The organism is Pseudomonas sp. F-14 TE3482 (genome assembly GCF_053629455.1).
Map to the genome: position 1 here is coordinate 1,078,719 of NZ_JBRJII010000001.1, position 19,126 is coordinate 1,097,844.

The 19,126-nt window shown below is 57.4% G+C and carries 18 protein-coding genes, 1 rRNA gene and 1 pseudogene; 14 read left to right on the forward strand and 6 right to left on the reverse strand.

The window, feature by feature from the left end; translation table 11 throughout:
- Nucleotides 1-62 precede the first annotated feature (62 nt).
- The 3 genes from AB7M26_RS04680 to AB7M26_RS04690 form a co-directional block, all read right to left on the reverse strand.
- Nucleotides 63-1,601 (reverse strand): 16S ribosomal RNA (locus tag AB7M26_RS04680).
- 641 nt (nucleotides 1,602-2,242) lie between these two features.
- On the reverse strand, nucleotides 2,243-3,463 hold the full coding sequence (locus AB7M26_RS04685; protein WP_123500580.1) for a CaiB/BaiF CoA transferase family protein: 1,221 nt from the start codon (nucleotides 3,461-3,463) through the stop codon (nucleotides 2,243-2,245).
- A 13-nt stretch (nucleotides 3,464-3,476) separates the two neighbouring features.
- Entirely contained in the window at nucleotides 3,477-4,658 is a 1,182-nt protein-coding gene (locus AB7M26_RS04690; protein ID WP_030129615.1) for an acyl-CoA dehydrogenase, read from the reverse strand.
- Nucleotides 4,659-4,816: 158 nt separating this feature from the next.
- Here AB7M26_RS04690 and AB7M26_RS04695 point away from each other — a divergent pair, with 158 nt between their 5' ends.
- The 11 genes and pseudogenes from AB7M26_RS04695 to AB7M26_RS04745 all read left to right on the forward strand — a co-directional run bounded on the left by AB7M26_RS04695 (nucleotide 4,817) and on the right by AB7M26_RS04745 (nucleotide 14,791).
- Nucleotides 4,817-5,716, forward strand: coding sequence for a LysR family transcriptional regulator (locus AB7M26_RS04695; protein WP_123500578.1), 900 nt, complete (start codon nucleotides 4,817-4,819; stop codon nucleotides 5,714-5,716).
- Between the two features lie 434 nt (nucleotides 5,717-6,150).
- Nucleotides 6,151-7,272 carry a Re/Si-specific NAD(P)(+) transhydrogenase subunit alpha gene (locus tag AB7M26_RS04700; RefSeq protein ID WP_123358427.1) on the forward strand — a complete coding sequence of 374 codons (1,122 nt, stop codon included), beginning with the start codon at nucleotides 6,151-6,153 and terminating at the stop codon, nucleotides 7,270-7,272.
- 15 nt (nucleotides 7,273-7,287) lie between these two features.
- The gene (locus AB7M26_RS04705; RefSeq protein ID WP_003187010.1) at nucleotides 7,288-7,611 is read left to right on the forward strand and encodes an NAD(P) transhydrogenase subunit alpha; all 324 of its coding nucleotides are present in this window, start codon (nucleotides 7,288-7,290) and stop codon (nucleotides 7,609-7,611) included.
- Nucleotides 7,611-9,062: an NAD(P)(+) transhydrogenase (Re/Si-specific) subunit beta gene (locus AB7M26_RS04710; RefSeq protein WP_123500576.1), complete on the forward strand. Its 1,452-nt coding sequence runs from the start codon at nucleotides 7,611-7,613 to the stop codon at nucleotides 9,060-9,062. The genes AB7M26_RS04705 and AB7M26_RS04710 overlap by 1 nt, the downstream gene beginning before the upstream one ends.
- Nucleotides 9,063-9,251: 189 nt before the next feature.
- Complete coding sequence (locus AB7M26_RS04715) at nucleotides 9,252-10,745, forward strand: acetyl-CoA hydrolase/transferase family protein (RefSeq protein WP_123500574.1); 1,494 nt, start codon at nucleotides 9,252-9,254, stop codon at nucleotides 10,743-10,745.
- A 319-nt stretch (nucleotides 10,746-11,064) separates the two neighbouring features.
- Nucleotides 11,065-11,280 (forward strand): DUF1127 domain-containing protein, encoded by a 216-nt coding sequence (locus AB7M26_RS04720; RefSeq protein WP_007902752.1) that lies wholly within the window; start codon nucleotides 11,065-11,067, stop codon nucleotides 11,278-11,280.
- 212 nt (nucleotides 11,281-11,492) lie between these two features.
- Nucleotides 11,493-11,601: pseudogene (locus tag AB7M26_RS04725) on the forward strand (DUF1127 domain-containing protein); the annotation flags it as partial.
- Nucleotides 11,602-11,738: 137 nt separating this feature from the next.
- The gene (locus AB7M26_RS04730; protein ID WP_008067730.1) at nucleotides 11,739-12,056 is read left to right on the forward strand and encodes a DUF2388 domain-containing protein; all 318 of its coding nucleotides are present in this window, start codon (nucleotides 11,739-11,741) and stop codon (nucleotides 12,054-12,056) included.
- 107 nt (nucleotides 12,057-12,163) lie between these two features.
- Nucleotides 12,164-12,481, forward strand: a complete 318-nt coding sequence (locus tag AB7M26_RS04735; protein ID WP_123500572.1) for a DUF2388 domain-containing protein — start codon at nucleotides 12,164-12,166, stop codon at nucleotides 12,479-12,481.
- A 28-nt stretch (nucleotides 12,482-12,509) separates the two neighbouring features.
- Nucleotides 12,510-12,830 (forward strand): DUF2388 domain-containing protein, encoded by a 321-nt coding sequence (locus AB7M26_RS04740; protein WP_007902760.1) that lies wholly within the window; start codon nucleotides 12,510-12,512, stop codon nucleotides 12,828-12,830.
- The gene (locus AB7M26_RS04745; RefSeq protein ID WP_123500570.1) at nucleotides 12,827-14,791 is read left to right on the forward strand and encodes a DUF7844 domain-containing protein; all 1,965 of its coding nucleotides are present in this window, start codon (nucleotides 12,827-12,829) and stop codon (nucleotides 14,789-14,791) included. The genes AB7M26_RS04740 and AB7M26_RS04745 overlap by 4 nt, the downstream gene beginning before the upstream one ends.
- Nucleotides 14,792-14,964: 173 nt before the next feature.
- Here AB7M26_RS04745 and trpA read toward each other — a convergent pair whose 3' ends face one another.
- Nucleotides 14,965-15,777, reverse strand: a complete 813-nt coding sequence (gene trpA, locus AB7M26_RS04750; protein ID WP_123500568.1) for a tryptophan synthase subunit alpha — start codon at nucleotides 15,775-15,777, stop codon at nucleotides 14,965-14,967.
- A complete protein-coding gene (gene trpB / locus AB7M26_RS04755) occupies nucleotides 15,777-17,012 on the reverse strand; it encodes a tryptophan synthase subunit beta (RefSeq protein ID WP_007902766.1) in 1,236 nt (411 codons plus the stop codon). The genes trpA and trpB overlap by 1 nt, the downstream gene beginning before the upstream one ends.
- Before the next feature lie 112 nt (nucleotides 17,013-17,124).
- On the opposite strand from trpB, the gene AB7M26_RS04760 reads away from it, so the two are divergent.
- Nucleotides 17,125-18,018 (forward strand): LysR family transcriptional regulator, encoded by an 894-nt coding sequence (locus AB7M26_RS04760; protein ID WP_123500566.1) that lies wholly within the window; start codon nucleotides 17,125-17,127, stop codon nucleotides 18,016-18,018.
- On the opposite strand, the gene AB7M26_RS04765 is transcribed toward AB7M26_RS04760, so the two are convergent.
- A complete protein-coding gene (locus AB7M26_RS04765; RefSeq protein WP_007902771.1) occupies nucleotides 18,015-18,341 on the reverse strand; it encodes a DUF883 family protein in 327 nt (108 codons plus the stop codon). The two genes, AB7M26_RS04760 and AB7M26_RS04765, sit on opposite strands and share 4 nt — an antisense overlap.
- A 154-nt stretch (nucleotides 18,342-18,495) precedes the next feature.
- On the opposite strand from AB7M26_RS04765, the gene AB7M26_RS04770 reads away from it, so the two are divergent.
- Both AB7M26_RS04770 and AB7M26_RS04775 read left to right on the forward strand, forming a co-directional pair.
- A complete protein-coding gene (locus tag AB7M26_RS04770) occupies nucleotides 18,496-18,711 on the forward strand; it encodes a dodecin (RefSeq protein WP_007902773.1) in 216 nt (71 codons plus the stop codon).
- Nucleotides 18,712-18,841: 130 nt separating this feature from the next.
- Nucleotides 18,842-19,066 carry a DUF1161 domain-containing protein gene (locus tag AB7M26_RS04775; protein WP_030129628.1) on the forward strand — a complete coding sequence of 75 codons (225 nt, stop codon included), beginning with the start codon at nucleotides 18,842-18,844 and terminating at the stop codon, nucleotides 19,064-19,066.
- Nucleotides 19,067-19,126 lie beyond the last annotated feature (60 nt).

Sequence of the window (19,126 nt, forward strand, 5' to 3'; positions counted from 1 at the left end):
CGTCTTCTTCAATGAATCAAGCAATTCGTGTGGGAACTTATGGAGCAGCTGATGTCGTCGATTAAGGAGGTGATCCAGCCGCAGGTTCCCCTACGGCTACCTTGTTACGACTTCACCCCAGTCATGAATCACACCGTGGTAACCGTCCTCCCGAAGGTTAGACTAGCTACTTCTGGTGCAACCCACTCCCATGGTGTGACGGGCGGTGTGTACAAGGCCCGGGAACGTATTCACCGCGACATTCTGATTCGCGATTACTAGCGATTCCGACTTCACGCAGTCGAGTTGCAGACTGCGATCCGGACTACGATCGGTTTTCTGGGATTAGCTCCACCTCGCGGCTTGGCAACCCTCTGTACCGACCATTGTAGCACGTGTGTAGCCCAGGCCGTAAGGGCCATGATGACTTGACGTCATCCCCACCTTCCTCCGGTTTGTCACCGGCAGTCTCCTTAGAGTGCCCACCATAACGTGCTGGTAACTAAGGACAAGGGTTGCGCTCGTTACGGGACTTAACCCAACATCTCACGACACGAGCTGACGACAGCCATGCAGCACCTGTCTCAATGCTCCCGAAGGCACCAATCCATCTCTGGAAAGTTCATTGGATGTCAAGGCCTGGTAAGGTTCTTCGCGTTGCTTCGAATTAAACCACATGCTCCACCGCTTGTGCGGGCCCCCGTCAATTCATTTGAGTTTTAACCTTGCGGCCGTACTCCCCAGGCGGTCAACTTAATGCGTTAGCTGCGCCACTAAGAGCTCAAGGCTCCCAACGGCTAGTTGACATCGTTTACGGCGTGGACTACCAGGGTATCTAATCCTGTTTGCTCCCCACGCTTTCGCACCTCAGTGTCAGTATCAGTCCAGGTGGTCGCCTTCGCCACTGGTGTTCCTTCCTATATCTACGCATTTCACCGCTACACAGGAAATTCCACCACCCTCTACCATACTCTAGCTCGTCAGTTTTGAATGCAGTTCCCAGGTTGAGCCCGGGGATTTCACATCCAACTTAACGAACCACCTACGCGCGCTTTACGCCCAGTAATTCCGATTAACGCTTGCACCCTCTGTATTACCGCGGCTGCTGGCACAGAGTTAGCCGGTGCTTATTCTGTCGGTAACGTCAAAACAGATACGTATTAGGTAACTGCCCTTCCTCCCAACTTAAAGTGCTTTACAATCCGAAGACCTTCTTCACACACGCGGCATGGCTGGATCAGGCTTTCGCCCATTGTCCAATATTCCCCACTGCTGCCTCCCGTAGGAGTCTGGACCGTGTCTCAGTTCCAGTGTGACTGATCATCCTCTCAGACCAGTTACGGATCGTCGCCTTGGTGAGCCATTACCTCACCAACTAGCTAATCCGACCTAGGCTCATCTGATAGCGCAAGGCCCGAAGGTCCCCTGCTTTCTCCCGTAGGACGTATGCGGTATTAGCGTCCGTTTCCGAGCGTTATCCCCCACTACCAGGCAGATTCCTAGGCATTACTCACCCGTCCGCCGCTCGCCACCAGGTACAAGTACCCGTGCTGCCGCTCGACTTGCATGTGTTAGGCCTGCCGCCAGCGTTCAATCTGAGCCATGATCAAACTCTTCAGTTCAAACATCTTTGGGTTTTTAAGAAACCCTAAACTTGGCTCAGCAATCGTTGGTTACATCTTTGATTTCTCGCGGAGTAACTTGTGATGCTGATAATCTTGTTGACTATCAGTCTGACTCCACAAGCACCCACACGAATTGCTTGATTCAGTTGTTAAAGAGCGGTTGGTTAAGATCTTTCGTCTCAACCGAGGCGCGCATTCTACAGCAGCCTCTGTTACTGTCAAGCGGTTATTTTCAGAAGTTTTCAAAGTTTCCTTTGCAACTTCAACCACTTGCGCTTCCGATCTCTCGTTAGCGGGAGGCGAATTCTACAGCGTTACTCGCTGCTGTCAACACCTCTTTTTCTCCGCTTTCGACCGAGAAGATCGAACCGTCAATAAGGCGAAAACACACTGCCTTACCAACTCCTTCTGGCTTCGATGAACTGAAGCGTAACCGCTGCCGAAAACTGCATAACTCATTGTTTACCAAGGAGTTTTCCGTTTCGACTGCGCCGGAAGTGGGGCGAATTATAGACGTCCAGAATCTGCCGTCAACCTCTAATTACACTTTTCTATCAATAACTTGCGGAACGCCGGAAAACTGCGCATTCCCCTCTATATAGGAGAGCAAAACCAGCCCTGCTATATAGAAGGAATGCTCAGAGCACTCCAGACGCCTTGAACCCAGCAACGACTCCGGCATCCAAACCCAACACCCGCTGCAGAACCTCCAGCGTGTGTTCACCCAACAAAGGAGGCGCACTACGGTACTCCACCGGAGTCTCGGACAGACGTATCGGGCTCGCAACCTGCGGCACCATCCCGGCCAAAGCATGAGGCAGCTCAATGGCCAACCCCCGCGCCTGAACCTGAGGATCGGCAAACATCTGAGCCAGATCATTGATCGGTCCGCATGGCACGCCTGCCTGCTCCAGCTGCACTACCCACTCAGCAGTAGTCTTGAACACGGTCACCTGGCGAATCAGCGGAATCAATACTGCTCGGTTAGCCACCCGCAGTTTGTTGGTCGCAAAACGCGGATCATCCGCCCACTGCGGCTGACCAGCCACCTGCGCAAACTTGCGGAACTGCCCATCGTTTCCCACGGTGAGGATGAAGTCGCCATCGGCCGTAGGGAAGTCCTGATAAGGCACGATATTCGGGTGAGCGTTGCCCAGGCGTTTAGGCGCAATGCCTGTAGTCAGGTAGTTCATCGCCTGATTGGCCAGACAAGCCACCTGAACATCCAGCAATGCCATGTCTATATGCTGACCGCCACCGCCCTGATTCCGATGAGCCAGCGCCGCCAGGATCGCTACTGTTGAATAGAGCCCGGTCAAAATATCTGTCAGAGCCACACCGACTTTCACCGGCCCCGCGCCTTCATCTCCTTCAGGACGACCGGTCAAACTCATCAGACCGCCCAAGCCTTGGATCATGAAGTCGTAACCCGCACGCTTGGCATACGGACCTGTCTGACCGAATCCGGTGATCGAGCAATAGATCAGCTTCGGATTAATCGCCTTGAGCGACTCATAGTCCAACCCATAAGCCGCCAGACCACCCACCTTGAAGTTTTCAATGAGGATGTCCGACTTCGCCGCCAACTCACGCACCAACTGTTGACCCTCTGGCCGCGTGAAGTCGATGGTCACTGATTGCTTATTGCGATTGGCGGACAAGTAATAGGCCGCCTCGCTGGTGTTCTCGCCATAGGCGTCTTTAAGGAACGGAGGCCCCCAGGCGCGCGTGTCATCGCCATTGCCCGGGCGCTCGACCTTGATGACATCAGCGCCAAGGTCCGCCAGGATCTGCCCGGCCCAGGGCCCGGCAAGCACCCGCGATAAATCCAGTACCCTTAGATGCGAAAGCGCGCCCATGACCGTTCTCCTATTAATAGAACGCCTGGATGCCGGTCTGCGCGCGACCGAGGATCAGCGCGTGGACGTCATGCGTACCTTCATAGGTATTCACCACTTCCAGATTGACCAGGTGCCGGGCGACACCGAACTCATCGGAGATGCCGTTGCCACCCAGCATGTCGCGCGCCATGCGAGCGATGTCCAGGGACTTGCCACAGGAGTTGCGCTTCATCATCGACGTAATCTCGACGGCAGCAGTGCCTTCATCCTTCATACGCCCCAGACGCAGGCAGCCTTGCAGCGCCAGAGTGATTTCGGTCTGCATGTCAGCCAGCTTCTTCTGGATCAACTGTGTGGCCGCCAATGGACGACCAAACTGCTTACGATCCAGGGTGTACTGGCGAGCGGTGTGCCAGCAGAACTCGGCAGCGCCCAGCGCGCCCCAGGAAATGCCATAACGCGCCGAGTTAAGGCAGGTAAAAGGACCTTTCAAGCCCCGGACATCCGGGAAGATGTTCTCTTCAGGGACAAACACGTTGTCCATGACGATCTCGCCGGTGATGGATGCACGCAGGCCAACCTTGCCGTGAATCGCCGGAGCGCTAAGGCCTTTCCAGCCCTTCTCCAGAACAAAACCACGAATGTCGCCCGCGTCGTCCTTACCCCAAACCACGAACACATCGGCGATCGGGCTGTTGGTGATCCACATTTTGCTGCCGGTGAGGCTGTAGCCGCCTTCCACTTTACGTGCACGAGTAATCATCGCGCCCGGGTCGGAACCGTGGTCAGGCTCGGTCAGACCGAAGCAACCGATCCATTCACCCGAGGCCAGCTTCGGCAGGTATTTCTGTTTCTGTGCTTCGGTACCGAATTCGTTGATTGGCACCATGACCAGCGAGGACTGCACGCTCATCATCGAGCGATAGCCGGAGTCGACACGCTCGACCTCACGGGCAATCAGACCGTAGCTGACGTAGTTAAGGCCGCTGCCACCGTACTGCTCAGGAATGGTCGCACCCAACAGACCCACTTCACCCATCTCGCGGAAGATCGCCGGGTCGGTCTTCTCATGACGGAAAGCTTCGAGAACGCGCGGCGCGAGCTTCTGCTGAGCGAATTGCTGAGCCGTGTCGCGAATCATGCGTTCTTCTTCAGTGAGCTGTTGATCCAGCAGCAGGGGATCGATCCAGTTGAAGCTAGCTTTACCGCCCATGAGTGAGTCCTCTCGAATCGGGTCAAATAACGTGGAGTGATCCTAGGCCGGGTTTGGCTTCACGACAAACGAGGATTTTGCATACTGTTGTGCTAATTTCTCACTCCGTAACGTCGCGAAAATAGCCTATATGCGATGTATTAGTGAGGTTGACGTACATGCGCAGGAAGATCCCCAGTACAACCGCCCTGATCAGTTTTGAAGCTGCGGCGCGCCACGAGAGCTTTACCAAGGCCGCTCAGGAACTTTCCCTCACGCAGGGAGCGATTTGCCGACAGATCGCCAGCCTTGAGGAGTTCCTCAGCGTCGAACTGTTCCGACGCTCCCGGCGCGGAGTGAAGCTGACGGAGGCCGGGCTTTCCTACAGCCGCCGAGTGGCCACCCAACTCGACGCGGTTGAACGCGATACTTTGTCAGTGATGGGCCAGCAAGGCGCCAACATGATCGAGCTGGCGGTGGTACCCACCTTCGGCACTCAATGGCTGTTGCCGCGACTCAAGGATTTTCAGCACAAACATCCGGAAGTGACGGTCAACCTCACCAACCGCACCCGCCCCTTCCTGTTTGCCGACACCGACTTCGACGCCGCGATCTATTTCGGCGACGCCGACTGGCCGGGTACCGAGTCGCACAGGCTAATGGGCGAAAATCCGATGCCGGTGTGCAGCCCCACGTTACTGGGCAAAAAAACCAACCTGAGCCCCAGTGAAATCGCCGAACTGCCCCTGCTACAGCAGACCACACGCCCTTATGCCTGGCGCCAGTGGTTCAACTCTCAAAGCCTGAATATCCCGCGAGACATGACAGGGCCGCGTTACGAGCTATTCTCCATGCTTGCTCAAGCTGCAATGCACGATATGGGGATCGCGCTGATTCCACCGTTCTTGATTCAGCGCGAATTGACAGAGAAGCGTCTGGTGATTGCCAACGCCCAGGCACTATCGAGCATCAAGGCCTACTACCTGATGATTCCCGAGCGAAAGGTCGAATCAGCCTCTTTAAAGGCATTTCGCGATTGGCTGGTGAATCAGGCACAAGGCTACAGCCTAGAAGGATAAAGGCTCACACTTATTAGCTGACCACGTAGTCAGGAAAACAAAAGCACTACAGATATAAGTATTTGTCGCATATTGGCAGACTGTACTGAGGAGTAGCACAAACGTCCTACAAAGGCCTGAATACGTGGCCTTGAGCCTCCATTGGAAGGCAATGACACCTCATTCACCGTGCCGATGTGTAAATTCTTGAATTTTGGACAGAATCCTCACAAGCCACGGCCTGCAAGGGATTGCACCGATCGGTGCGACATTCGGTCACGGGGTGACTTGTAGTTAATTTTCCGTCACCCGTCATAATCCCTTGAAGGGCACAAAGTTCGCCTGCAAAATGCCGCGCCCCGCCCTGATTTAGCGGGATCGTGCTGATCGGCCGCCCCAGCCGCACCATCCGAAGTGCCTGGGTTTACTCAATAAGATCACGCAGGAGATTTGACGTGCACATTGGTGTTCCTCTCGAAACCCAGACGGGTGAAACACGGGTTGCTGCAACCCCGGAAACCATCAAAAAGCTGATCGGCCAGGGTCATAAAGTCACTGTGCAAAGCGGCGCCGGTATTAACGCCAGTGTTGTCGACAGTGCTTATGAAGCGGCAGGCGCGACCATTGGCAGTGCCAATGATGCATTTGGCGCAGAGCTGATTCTCAAGGTGGTCGCCCCCAGCGACAGCGAACTGACGCTGATAAAAAGCGGCACCGTTGTGGTGGGCATGCTCAATCCGTTCAGCAATGAAACCATTGCCAAGCTGGCTGAGTGCGGCATTACCGCTTTCGCACTGGAGGCCGCGCCGCGCACCTCCCGCGCTCAGAGCCTGGATGTGTTGTCCTCCCAGGCGAACATCGCCGGCTATAAAGCCGTGTTGCTGGCTGCTCACTACTACCCACGCTTCATGCCAATGCTGATGACCGCTGCGGGCACCGTGAAAGCGGCGCGTGTGCTGATTCTCGGTGCTGGCGTGGCCGGTTTGCAGGCGATTGCCACGGCGAAACGTCTGGGTGCCGTGATCGAAGCGTCTGACGTGCGTCCTGCCGTGAAGGAACAGATCGAATCTCTGGGTGCGAAATTCGTCGATGTGCCGTACGAAACCGATGAAGAGCGCGAATGCGCCGTCGGTGTCGGCGGTTACGCACGCCCCATGCCGGCCAGCTGGATGCAGCGCCAAGCCTTGGCCGTGCACGAGCGCGCCAAGCAGGCTGACATCGTCATTACTACTGCACTGATCCCGGGCCGCAAGGCGCCGACGCTATTGAGCGCGGAAACCGTGGCACAGATGAAGCCAGGCTCCGTGGTCATCGACCTCGCGGCAGCCCAGGGCGGTAACTGCCCGCTGACAGTGGCTGATCAGGTGGTCGTCGAGAATGGCGTGACCATTTGCGGCCCGACCAATCTGGCCGGCGCCGTCGCGGCAGATGCTTCGGCACTGTACGCGCGCAACCTGCTGGACTTCCTGAAGCTGGTCTTCAACAAAGAAGGCCAGTTTGAAGTGAACCTCGAAGACGACATCGTCGCCGCGTGCCTGATGTGCCGCGACGGCCAAGTCATCCGCAAAAACGCCTAAGCAGGGATTCAGACGATGGAAGAGCTTATCTCCCCCGGTATCTACAACCTGATCATCTTCGTGCTGGCGATTTATGTCGGTTATCACGTGGTGTGGAACGTTACACCTGCACTGCATACGCCGTTGATGGCGGTGACCAACGCCATTTCGGCGATTGTGATCGTCGGCGCCATGCTGGCGGCAGCTTTGACCGTGACCCCACTGGGCAAGACCATGGGCACCCTGGCGGTAGCTCTGGCGGCGGTGAACGTGTTCGGTGGTTTCCTCGTAACTCGCAGAATGCTTGAGATGTTCAAGAAAAAAGCCCCGAAAGCCGTAAAAGAAGAGGCGCCCAAGTAATGAGCATGAATCTGGTAACGACGCTCTACCTGATCGCGTCGATCTGCTTCATCCAGGCCCTCAAAGGCCTGTCGCACCCAACCACATCGCGGCGCGGCAATGTCTACGGCATGCTCGGCATGGCGTTGGCGATCCTCACTACTATCGGCCTCATCTATAAGCTGGGCGCGCTCTCTTTTGAGCAAGGCAGTGCTACTGCCGGCATCGGTTACGTCATCGTGGGTCTGCTGGTCGGCGGCACCGCCGGTTCGATCATGGCCAAGCGCGTTGAAATGACCAAGATGCCGGAACTGGTCGCCTTCATGCACAGCATGATCGGTATGGCTGCAGTGTTCATCGCCATCGCGGCGGTGGTCGAGCCGCAATCGCTGGGCATCGTCAAGGAACTGGGGGATTCGATTCCTGCCGGTAACCGCCTGGAACTGTTTCTCGGCGCTGCCATCGGTGCAATCACCTTCTCTGGTTCGGTGATCGCGTTTGGCAAGCTGTCGGGCAAGTACAAGTTCCGCCTGTTCCAGGGCGCACCCGTACAGTTCAGCGGTCAGCACAAGCTGAACCTGCTGCTGGGTCTGGCGACGCTGGCACTCGGCATCACCTTCATGCTGACCGGCAATCTAAGCGCGTTTGCTCTGATGCTGGCCTTGGCCTTCGTGATGGGCGTGCTGATCATCATCCCGATCGGCGGTGCAGACATGCCCGTCGTGGTGTCGATGCTCAACAGCTACTCCGGCTGGGCAGCAGCGGGTATCGGCTTTTCGCTGAACAACTCGATGCTGATTATTGCCGGCTCGCTGGTCGGTTCGTCCGGTGCGATCCTCTCGTACATTATGTGCAAGGCGATGAACCGTTCGTTCTTCAACGTGCTGCTTGGCGGTTTCGGCAATACGGCAGACTCTGCAGGCCCAGCAGGTTCGAAGGAAGCCCGCCCGGTGAAATCCGGCTCGGCCGACGACGCGACCTTCCTGCTGACCAACGCCGACACCGTGATCATCGTTCCAGGCTACGGCCTGGCGGTCGCTCGGGCACAGCACGCTCTGAAAGAGCTGACCGAGAAGCTGACCCACCGTGGTGTGACCGTGAAGTATGCGATTCACCCGGTTGCGGGTCGGATGCCTGGGCACATGAACGTACTGCTGGCCGAGGCCGAAGTGCCTTACGATCAGGTGTTCGAGATGGAAGACATCAACTCCGAGTTCGGTCAGGCCGACGTGGTGCTGGTGCTGGGTGCCAACGACGTGGTTAACCCGGCGGCCAAGAACGATCCGAAATCGCCGATTGCCGGCATGCCGATTCTCGAAGCGTTCAAAGCCAAGACCATCATCGTCAACAAGCGCTCGATGGCCAGCGGCTACGCTGGTCTGGACAACGAGCTGTTCTACCTGGACAAGACCATGATGGTTTTCGGCGATGCCAAGAAAGTCATCGAAGACATGGTTAAAGCCGTCGAGTAATAACCTTCGGTAACCTGAACGCCCCGACTCGTCGGGGCGTTTTTGTTTGTGGCTGTTACCGATCCTGTAACGGTGTTTTGTCTGAAAGGCCCAGAATAGACAGCCCGAATGCGACCTTGGTAGCGGGACGGACACTGATCAAATTCACTAGACTGCGTACCTTGCTTCCGTTGCCCGAGATAACAATCCATGTACCGTGACCGTATTCGCTTGCCTTCGTTGTTGGATAAGGTGATGAGCGCCGCCGAGGCTGCCGCTCTGATTCAGGACGGCATGACCGTCGGCATGAGCGGCTTTACCCGAGCCGGCGAAGCCAAGGCTGTGCCTCATGCCCTGGCCGAGCGTGCCAAGGTCGCGCCGCTGAAAATCACCCTGATGACCGGTGCAAGCCTGGGCAACGACCTCGACAAACAACTGACTGAAGCCGGCGTACTGTCGCGACGCATGCCGTTCCAGGTGGACAGCACCCTGCGCAAGGCGATCAATGCCGGCGAAGTCATGTTCATCGACCAGCACCTGTCGGAAACCGTAGAGTTACTGCGTAACCAACAACTCAAGCTACCGGACATCGCGGTGATCGAAGCCGTGGCAATCACTGAGCAGGGCCATATTGTGCCGACCACCTCGGTAGGCAATTCGGCCAGCTTCGCGATTTTCGCCAAGCACGTGATCGTCGAGATCAACCTGGCGCACAACCCGAATCTCGAAGGCCTGCACGACATCTATATCCCGACCTACCGGCCGACCCGCACCCCGATTCCGTTGGTGAAGGTCGACGACCGCATCGGCAGCACCGCCATCCCGATACCGCCGGAAAAAATTGTCGCGATCGTGATTACGAACCAGTCCGACTCGCCATCCACTGTCCTGCCGCCGGACAGCGACACTCAGGCCATTGCTGATCACCTGATCGATTTCTTCAAACAAGAAGTGGCTGCCGGGCGCATGACCAACAAGCTCGGCCCGCTGCAAGCCGGTATCGGCACTATCGCCAATTCGGTGATGTGCGGCTTGATCGACTCGCCGTTCGAAGACCTGACCATGTACTCCGAAGTGCTGCAGGATTCGACTTTCGACCTGATCGACGCCGGCAAGCTGAGCTTTGCTTCCGGCAGCTCGATCACTCTGTCGAGCCGGCGTAATGCCGATGTGTTCGGGAATCTGGAGCACTATAAGGACAAGCTGGTCCTGCGCCCCCAGGAAATCTCGAACCATCCCGAAGTAGTGCGGCGCCTGGGCATCATTGGCATCAACACGGCGCTGGAGTTCGACCTGTACGGCAACGTCAATTCCACCCACGTCTGCGGCACTCGGATGATGAATGGGATCGGCGGCTCCGGCGATTTCGCGCGCAATGCGCACTTGGCGATCTTTGTCACCAAGTCGATTGCCAAGGGGGGCGCGATTTCCAGCGTGGTCCCCATGGTCAGCCACGTCGACCACACAGAACATGACGTGGACATTCTCGTGACCGAAGTAGGTTTGGCCGATCTGCGTGGTCTGGCACCGCGTGAGCGCGCCCGGGTCATCATCGACAACTGCGTTCACCCGGACTATCGACCAGCCTTGAATGACTACTTCACTGCCGCTTGCGCAGTCGGCGGGCATACCCCACACATCCTTCGCGACGCCCTGAGTTGGCACATAAACCTGGAAGAAACCGGGCGCATGCTGGTGGTGTAATTGATACAGATTGCAGCTGACGCAAACACAGTTTCGTCAGCTCGCGGTGACAACGCTCCATCACGTCAAAAACTGTACTGCTGTACCGGTCTTTTCCTACGGCATTCACCTACCTTTTGCGTTGAAACTATCAAAAATGCACCTATTTGGTGCGCATAGGTACAGTTGCCTCAATTTCGACCAGTACACTGCCTTTTAACAGTTAACTGGTCTCTCACAATACAGGTGAACTGTATCTACAGAGCCTGGCCAAACGAGAGGATCATTGGCATCAGTTAAACCACTACCTAATCCCGCCATAAGCGGAAGGATGTCAACCATGGAACGTACACTCAGTTCCGAACTGTTCTTCGAAGATACTGCTGCAAAAACCCAGGCTTCCATGCCTCTGCGCGTTATCGCCAACCTGATGCTGTGGCAGCGCCGCATCTCCAGCCGCCATCAACTGGCTCGTCTGGATTCGCGTCTGCTGGCTGACGCAGGGATTAGCGAAGCACAACGCTACGAAGAGCTGAGCAAGCCGTTCTGGCGCTAAGTTAGCGTCGCTGGCTCTGATCCTCCGGATCCACCGCCAGCAACCCGAATTGAACAAACAAAACCCGTCGTGGGAAACCACGACGGGTTTTGTCGTTTTGGAGCGTTCACATTGGGCCGTACAGAAGACATAACCCTCAATAGGTACAGTTTATACATCCAATAAATTGAACCAGTACAATTTCATCGGAGTGTGTCTGGCCACAGGCGTAGGCTCGAACCCGACGGTTGCTGGGCCAACTCAAATGATCAACAGCTCTCGGATCTGGGCATCAGCCATGCCGAGCGCCTCAACGAAGTGGACAAACCGTTCTGGCGCTAATTTCCTCCCTTGGCAGACAGGGACTGTTCTAACCGATATGCACAGGCCTAATATCCAGATAGAACGTGGCGATCGCTTTACGACAGGCGTCTGATCCTGAGCCACTTCTAAATCGGTCTATCCAAAGGAGCTACCCCATGTCCCGTCTTCGTTTGCTCAGCGCTGCCGCCCTGCTTGCCGTTGCTGCCAATTCCCACGCCACCAGCTTTATCGTGACCACCGACTCCATTGTCGGTGGACTGAAGGCGTCCTCTGATGCAACGTCGGATGTCTCGTCTTCCTTTCGCGACGACAAAATCGTCCGTGCAGCCCGTGACGATGCCGCTAGCTTCGTTGCCAGTGAAGGCGCCATTCGTGGTGTAAAACTGGAAAGTGCTCTCGACCATATCCGCCAACAGGCTCCACAACTGAATGCGACCGATGCACAGCTGGCCCAGGCCATCCTGACGATCTAAGCGACAGCTCTGAAGTGGGGCACGCCCGTCGTGTCCCAATGTTTCGACGCTGGCTCTAGCCCGGGCATTGCGCTAGCCTTGGGACTCGCTTTTAGCTATCGAGTCTCATGCGTTTTCTTTCAAGTATTTCGATCACTGCGGTTTTTCTTGCGGCTTGCTGGTCGGGGTCGGCCCATGCCTTCGATGCTTTCAACCTGTCTACGCAAGGCACCGTGGCCAGTGGTTATGCCACCAGCATGGTGACCTCCGCGCCCTTCGACCATAAACTGCTGATCGCCGCCCGGGATGACGCTGCCGCGTTCATTGCCAGTGGCGGTCAACTGCGAGGATCACAACTGGAGGCCGCGTTGATTTACCTGCGCCGGACCCAGCCAAAACTTCACGCCAGCGACCTTGAACTGGCGCAAGCAATTCTCGTCCAATAGTTATCCCTTGTTCCTCCGGAGTCGTTCCATGCGTAGCCCGCTGATTGCTGCCACCCTTGGCCTGCTGTTGTTGGCCAATGTGGCCCAGGCGCAAACCCTGGTAGCCACCAGTAACATCATCATTCGTGCTTCCGAACGCACGCTTGATTTCACTTCCGACACCACCACGTCCATCCGCGATTCGAAGATCGTCCGTGAAGCCCACGACGATGCAGCCAGTTTCGTCGCCAGCGAGGGTGAAATCCGTGGTGCGCACCTGGAAGCGGCCTTCGACACCTTGCGCACTCGCGTGCCGGAAGCCCGCGACGCCAGTGATCAGGTTCTCGCCGAAGCCATTCTCGCACTGTGAAGTCGCTCGGCGCCTGGCTGCTGGCCGGGGTTGTGTTGCTGCTTGGCAACACAGCTCAGGCCAGCCTGCAACTACGGCTCAAGACCGACGGTCTGAGCCCCGCGCAACAGCAGGCCAGTCAGGCGCTGCTCGATGAAGCCATGCAGGCGTTACCGCCGCGCTTCATTGAGCAACTGGACCGGCGCATTGACGTCGGCTGGACCGACGACATGCCGAGCGATGCTTACGGCCAGGCGTCGCTGGTGTCCGAGCTCGACATGAATCGCAATTTGCTCGCCAGCCTCACGAATGGCAGCGCAGCGACCCAAAAAACGTATCGTCCCCACGGCACCGTCCGCCGGGAAATGCTCGCCACGGTGTTGCACGAACTCACCCATATTTATGACCGTGCGCGTCTGTGGCCAGACGCCGAGCGCACGCTGATTCAGCGCTGCAAGCAACGTAACAACAGCTCCGGGCTGATCGGCATCCCCGACCAATGCCGTGGGCAGACGGAGCGACGCTGGACCCTCAGCGATGACCCTCGTCTGCTGGATTTGGCCGGCTGGCCGCAATACGTCGGTCGGCGCGGCGAGCGCGAACAACACAACCGGCAGATTGCCCGCAGCCCGGACATCTACGAGACGAGCAGCCCGAAGGAGTTCGTCGCGGTCAACATGGAGTACTTCCTTCTCGACCCAAGCTATGCCTGCCGTCGTCCTGCGCTGTATCGCTACTACAAAGAACATTTCGGCTGGACGCCCGCCGCCAAAGACACATGCGCCCAATCATTCGCCTTCCTCAATGCGGGTAACGACTTCGCCAAGCAGCCCTTGGGCCAAGTCGATCCGGAGCGGGTTTACGCGGTTGACTATCTTCTGGCCGAAGCCAACCAGAACTGGGTCAGCCGCTGGGGCCACAGCATGCTGCGACTGGTGATCTGTGCACCGGGTCGGCCACGTGGGCCGGATTGTCGACTGGATCTGGATCAGCATCTGGTGTTGTCCTACCGCGCCTTCGTCGGTGACCTACAGCTGTCGAGCTGGGATGGACTGGTGGGTAAATATCCGTCGCGCCTATTTGTCTTGCCGCTGGCCCAGGTGATCGACGAATACACCAAAACCGAATTGCGCAGCCTGGCATCGGTGCCGCTGAACCTGTCGCACAGCGAGGTCGAAAACGTGGTGGAACACGCCGCGGAAATGCACTGGAGTTACGACGGCAACTATTTTTTCCTGTCCAACAACTGCGCGGTAGAAGGCCTGAAATTACTGCGCAGCAGCACCAACAATGCGCAACTGGTCGGCCTCGACAGCATCATGCCCAACGGTTTGCTGGAAGTGCTCAAGGGCCGCGGATTGGCAGACACCAGCGTGCTGGATGATCCCCGCGAAGCACTGCGCCTGGGCTATCGCTTCGACTCCTTCCGCGAGCGTTATCAAGCGATGTTCGAAGTGCTGAAAAAGCATTTACCGATCAAGCAGGACAAGGTCGAGGACTGGCTGTCCTTGAAAGCTGAAGAGCGTCGCAAATGGATTGATCAGGCTGATTTGCGCACCAGTGCGGCGTTACTGCTGCTGGAGCAGGCCAGTTTCCGTCAGCAGATGGTGCTGGCTCAGGACGAAGTGAAGCAACGTTATCTGGGCGCTCGGGAATTGAAGAATGGCGGCATGGATAAGGCCAATGCGACCTTGCAGGAGATTCTCGCCAACAGCGGCTTCCTCAGCCGTCCGGCCGAACTGCTCGGCAGCACCGGTGGTTATGGTTTGCCGCAACCGAACGAGTGGACGCGTCTGCAGTCGGAAAGCAACCTGCGCCAGAAGCAGCTGCAAGCGCTGACCGGGGATCTGGACAAAGAAGTCAGAGCACTGCTCGAACCGAGCCGTGCCGCCGAGATGGCCGCCAACGAAGCTAACCTGAAGCAGGTTGGCGAACATTTGCGCAAGCTGCACAAGGCCGCGGGTGGGTTGGAGTTGCCCTGAAAGCAAAAGATCGCAGCCTTCGGCAGCTCCTACAGAGGTATTGCATTCCCCTGTAGGAGCTGCCGAAGGCTGCGATCTTTTTGTGGGCTCCAGAACGTAGTCCTGAAGCCCTCGGTCTTGCTGTTTAGTCTGTGCCGCGAGGCTCTAATTCCTCTGTATCAGGAACTTTACCTTCAGCTGACCCGTGCTTTACGCACGCCTTCGGACAAGGCTGCACACAAGCTGAGTACGCCCTCCACAGCCTGATCCGGTGTTGAGGCATTAGCGATGTGATCGATCAGCGCCGACCCCACCACCACACCGTCAGCCAGACGCGCGATGGACGCCGCTTGCTCTGGAGTACGGATACCAAAACCGATGCTGATCGGCAGATCGGTATGGCGACGCAGACGGGTGACGGCTTCTTCGACATGTTCCAGAGTCGCCGCGCCCGCACCGGTCACACCCGCCACCGACACGTAGTAAACAAAGCCGGAACTGCCGTTCAATACAGTCGGCAAGCGCACATCATCAGTCGTCGGAGTGGTCAGGCGAATGAAGTCCAGGCCCGCTGTCTGTGCCGGGTCGCACAGCTCGGCGTTATGCTCGGGCGGCAAGTCGACCACGATCAGGCCATCGACACCGGCCTCTTTGGCTTCAGCGATGAAACGCGGCACGCCGTACATATGAATCGGGTTGAAGTAACCCATCAGCACCAGCGGCGTCTCGCTATTGCCTTCGCGGAACTCGCGAACCATTTGCAGGGTTTTCGCCAGGTTCTGTTTGGCGCCCAAGGCACGAATGTTGGCCAGTTGAATCGCCGGGCCATCGGCCATTGGATCGGTGAAGGGCATGCCCAACTCGATCACGTCGGCACCCGCTCCCGGCAAGCCTTTGAGGATCGCCAGAGACGTGTCATAGCTCGGATCGCCAGCGGTCACAAAGGTCACCAGGGCGGCGCGGTTCTGTTCCTTGAGTTCGGCAAAACGCGTTTGCAGGCGGCTCATCAGTGTTTCTCCTGCTTGGATTGCTCTTGTTGAGAGTGTTCCATGTGGTGCATCACGGTCTGCATGTCTTTGTCGCCACGCCCGGACAGGTTGACCACCATCAGGTGATCTTTCGGCAGCGTCGGTGCGCGTTTGAACACTTCGGCCAGGGCATGGGCGCTTTCCAGTGCAGGAATAATCCCTTCCAGACGACAGCATTTGTGGAACGCATCCAGGGCTTCATCGTCGGTCACCGAGGTGTACTGGACGCGGCCGATGTCATGCAACCAGGCGTGTTCCGGGCCGATGCCTGGATAGTCGAGGCCGGCAGAGATCGAGTGAGCGTCGATGATCTGGCCGTCGTCGTCCTGCAACAGGAAGGTACGGTTGCCGTGCAGCACACCCGGTACGCCGCCGTTCAGGCTGGCCGCGTGCTTGCCGGTTTCGATGCCATAACCGGCAGCTTCGACGCCGATGATCTCAACGCTCTTGTCATCGAGGAACGGGTGGAACAGGCCCATGGCGTTGGAACCACCGCCAATGCACGCCACCAGGCTGTCGGGCAGACGGCCTTCCTGGGCTTGCAACTGCTCGCGGGTTTCCTTGCCGATCACAGCCTGGAAGTCGCGAACCATGGCGGGATACGGGTGTGGGCCGGCCACGGTGCCGATCAGGTAGAAGGTGCTGTCGACGTTGGTCACCCAGTCACGCAGGGCTTCGTTCATCGCATCTTTGAGGGTGCCGGTACCGGCAACCACCGGGATCACTTCGGCGCCCAGCAGCTTCATGCGAAACACGTTGGCTTGCTGACGTTCGATGTCGGTGGTGCCCATGTAGATCACGCAATCGAGGCCGAAACGCGCAGCCACGGTGGCGGTCGCCACGCCGTGCATGCCAGCGCCGGTCTCAGCGATGATGCGTTTCTTGCCCATGCGCCGCGCCAGCAGGATCTGGCCGATGCAGTTGTTGATCTTGTGCGCGCCGGTGTGGTTCAGCTCTTCGCGCTTGAGGTAAATCTTCGCGCCGCCGCAGAACTCTGTCAGACGCTCGGCGAAATACAGTGGGCTTGGACGTCCGACGTAATCACGCTGAAAGTAGGCCAATTCTTCTTTAAACGCCGGATCTTCCTTGGCCGCTTCGTATTCGCGGGCCAGATCGAGGATCAACGGCATCAGGGTTTCGGCGACGTAACGGCCACCGAACGCGCCGAACAGGCCGTTGGCATCGGGGCCGTTGCGCAGATTAGTCTGGGTCATGGGTCGCTCCAGTTGTATTCGAGAGGTGACGATGGGGTTCACTCTACCCCTGACATCCCGCACTGAAAACCGATAAGATCGCCACAACCTGTCAGGAAAACTCACAGATTCCATGAGCCACGACCTTCCGCCGCTGAACGCCCTTCGCGCCTTCGAGGCCACTGCCCGCCTGAACAGCGTCAGTCAGGCCGCCGAACAGCTGCACGTCACTCATGGTGCGGTCAGCCGACAACTCAAGGTGCTGGAAGAACACCTCGGCGTGAGTCTGTTCATCAAGGATGGACGCGGCCTGAAACTCACAGATGCCGGTGTCCGTTTGCGCGATGTCAGCGGTGAAGCCTTCGAGCGATTGCGCAGCGTTTGCGCCGAACTGACCCAAAGCACCGCCGATGCGCCGTTCGTGCTCGGCTGCTCGGGCAGCCTGCTGGCGCGCTGGTTCATTCCGCGTTTGGGGCGGCTCAATGCAGATCTGCCGGATCTGCGTTTGCACCTGTCGGCTGGCGAAGGCGATCTCGATCCACGGCGGCCCGGTCTGGATGCTTTGTTGGTATTTGCCGAGCCGCCATGGCCGGCGGACATGCAGGTCTACGAATTGGCCAGCGAACGCATCGGCCCGGTCATGAGCCCACGATTCGTCGGTTACGAAAGACTGCAGAGCGCACCGGCAAACGCACTGTTGACCGAACCCTTGCTGCACACCACCTCACGCCCGCAAGCCTGGCCGAGTTGGGCACAGCAAAGCGGCCTCGACGGCAAGGCGCTGAAGTATGGTCAGGGGTTCGAGCATTTGTATTATTTGCTGGAGGCGGCAGTGGCCGGGCTGGGTGTGGCCATCGCGCCTGAGCCGCTGGTGGCAGAAGACTTGAAAGCCGGTCGCCTGGTTGCGCCATGGGGTTTCTGTGAAACCCCGGCGCAACTGGCGTTGTGGCTACCCAAGCGCGCCGCGGACGGGCGCGCTCGGCAATTGGCGCAGTGGCTTAAAAACGAGCTGCGCCAGGCATCTTAATTACCGCGTTTGCACAGCAGATAGGCCGCCAAAAGACCCAGCGCACCGACTGCGACACCGGCTGTAGTCCAAGGGTGTTCTTGGGCGTAGTCACGTGTCGCGATCCCGGTTTCACGGGTTTTGACCTTGACCTCTTCATAGGCATCGGAGAGCAGATGACGCGAATGCTTCAGCGCATTTTCGGCGTTGATTTTCAGCGTTTTAAGGGTTTTACGCGATTCGTCCGAGGCGTCGTCCTTCAGGCTTTCCAACGATTTCAGCAGACTCTCGATCTCGGCTTCCATGCTTTGCAATGAGGCTTTACGTAACGAGGTGTTGGCCATGGTGAATCTCCTGCATTGTTTGAGTTGCGTGTGTTGGTTGGGACTTCAGGGGTTTGAGAAAGTGCAGTAAATCTGAACTTCCCCTCGGATTGGTCGACAGAAGAAATAAGAAAAATCACTGCTAGGCTGTATTTCACACCCTTAGGAGAACGCCATGACTGACCATCACACCTACAAGAAAGTCGAGCTGGTCGGCTCATCCACCACCAGCATTGAAGACGCCATCAACAATGCCCTGGCCGAAGCCAACAAAAGTCTGAAGTACATGGAATGGTTCGAAGTGACCGAAACCCGCGGGCACATCAAGGACGGCAAAGCGGCTCACTTCCAGGTGACGCTCAAGGTCGGTTTCCGGATTGCCAGTAGCTGAGCTTAAGCTAGTCTTCTGAACTTGCGCGCCGGCCGAATGCCATAGGGAATGGCAAAGCGCTACGTGGTGAGTGCGTCCGGCCGATAGCTGGATGCGCTCCCCCTATTGATCCGACCAGGGAGTGCACCCCATGAAGAAGTTTATTTTGGCGATAGGTTTGTTGAGCCTTGCGGGAACAGCCTTTGCCCAGGGCAAATCGTGCGACGAGCTGAAAGCCGAAATTTCAGCGAAACTGGATGCCAAGGGTGTTTCCAATTACACACTGGAGATCGTCGATAAAGGCGCTGCTGCTGACGGAAAAGTCGTTGGCACCTGTGAAAAAGGCTCCAGGCAAATCGTCTACAAGCAGGGCTGACCGCTCTCGAAAATGAAAAAGCCGACGCAATGACGTCGGCTTTTTTGTAGGCGCTGTTTG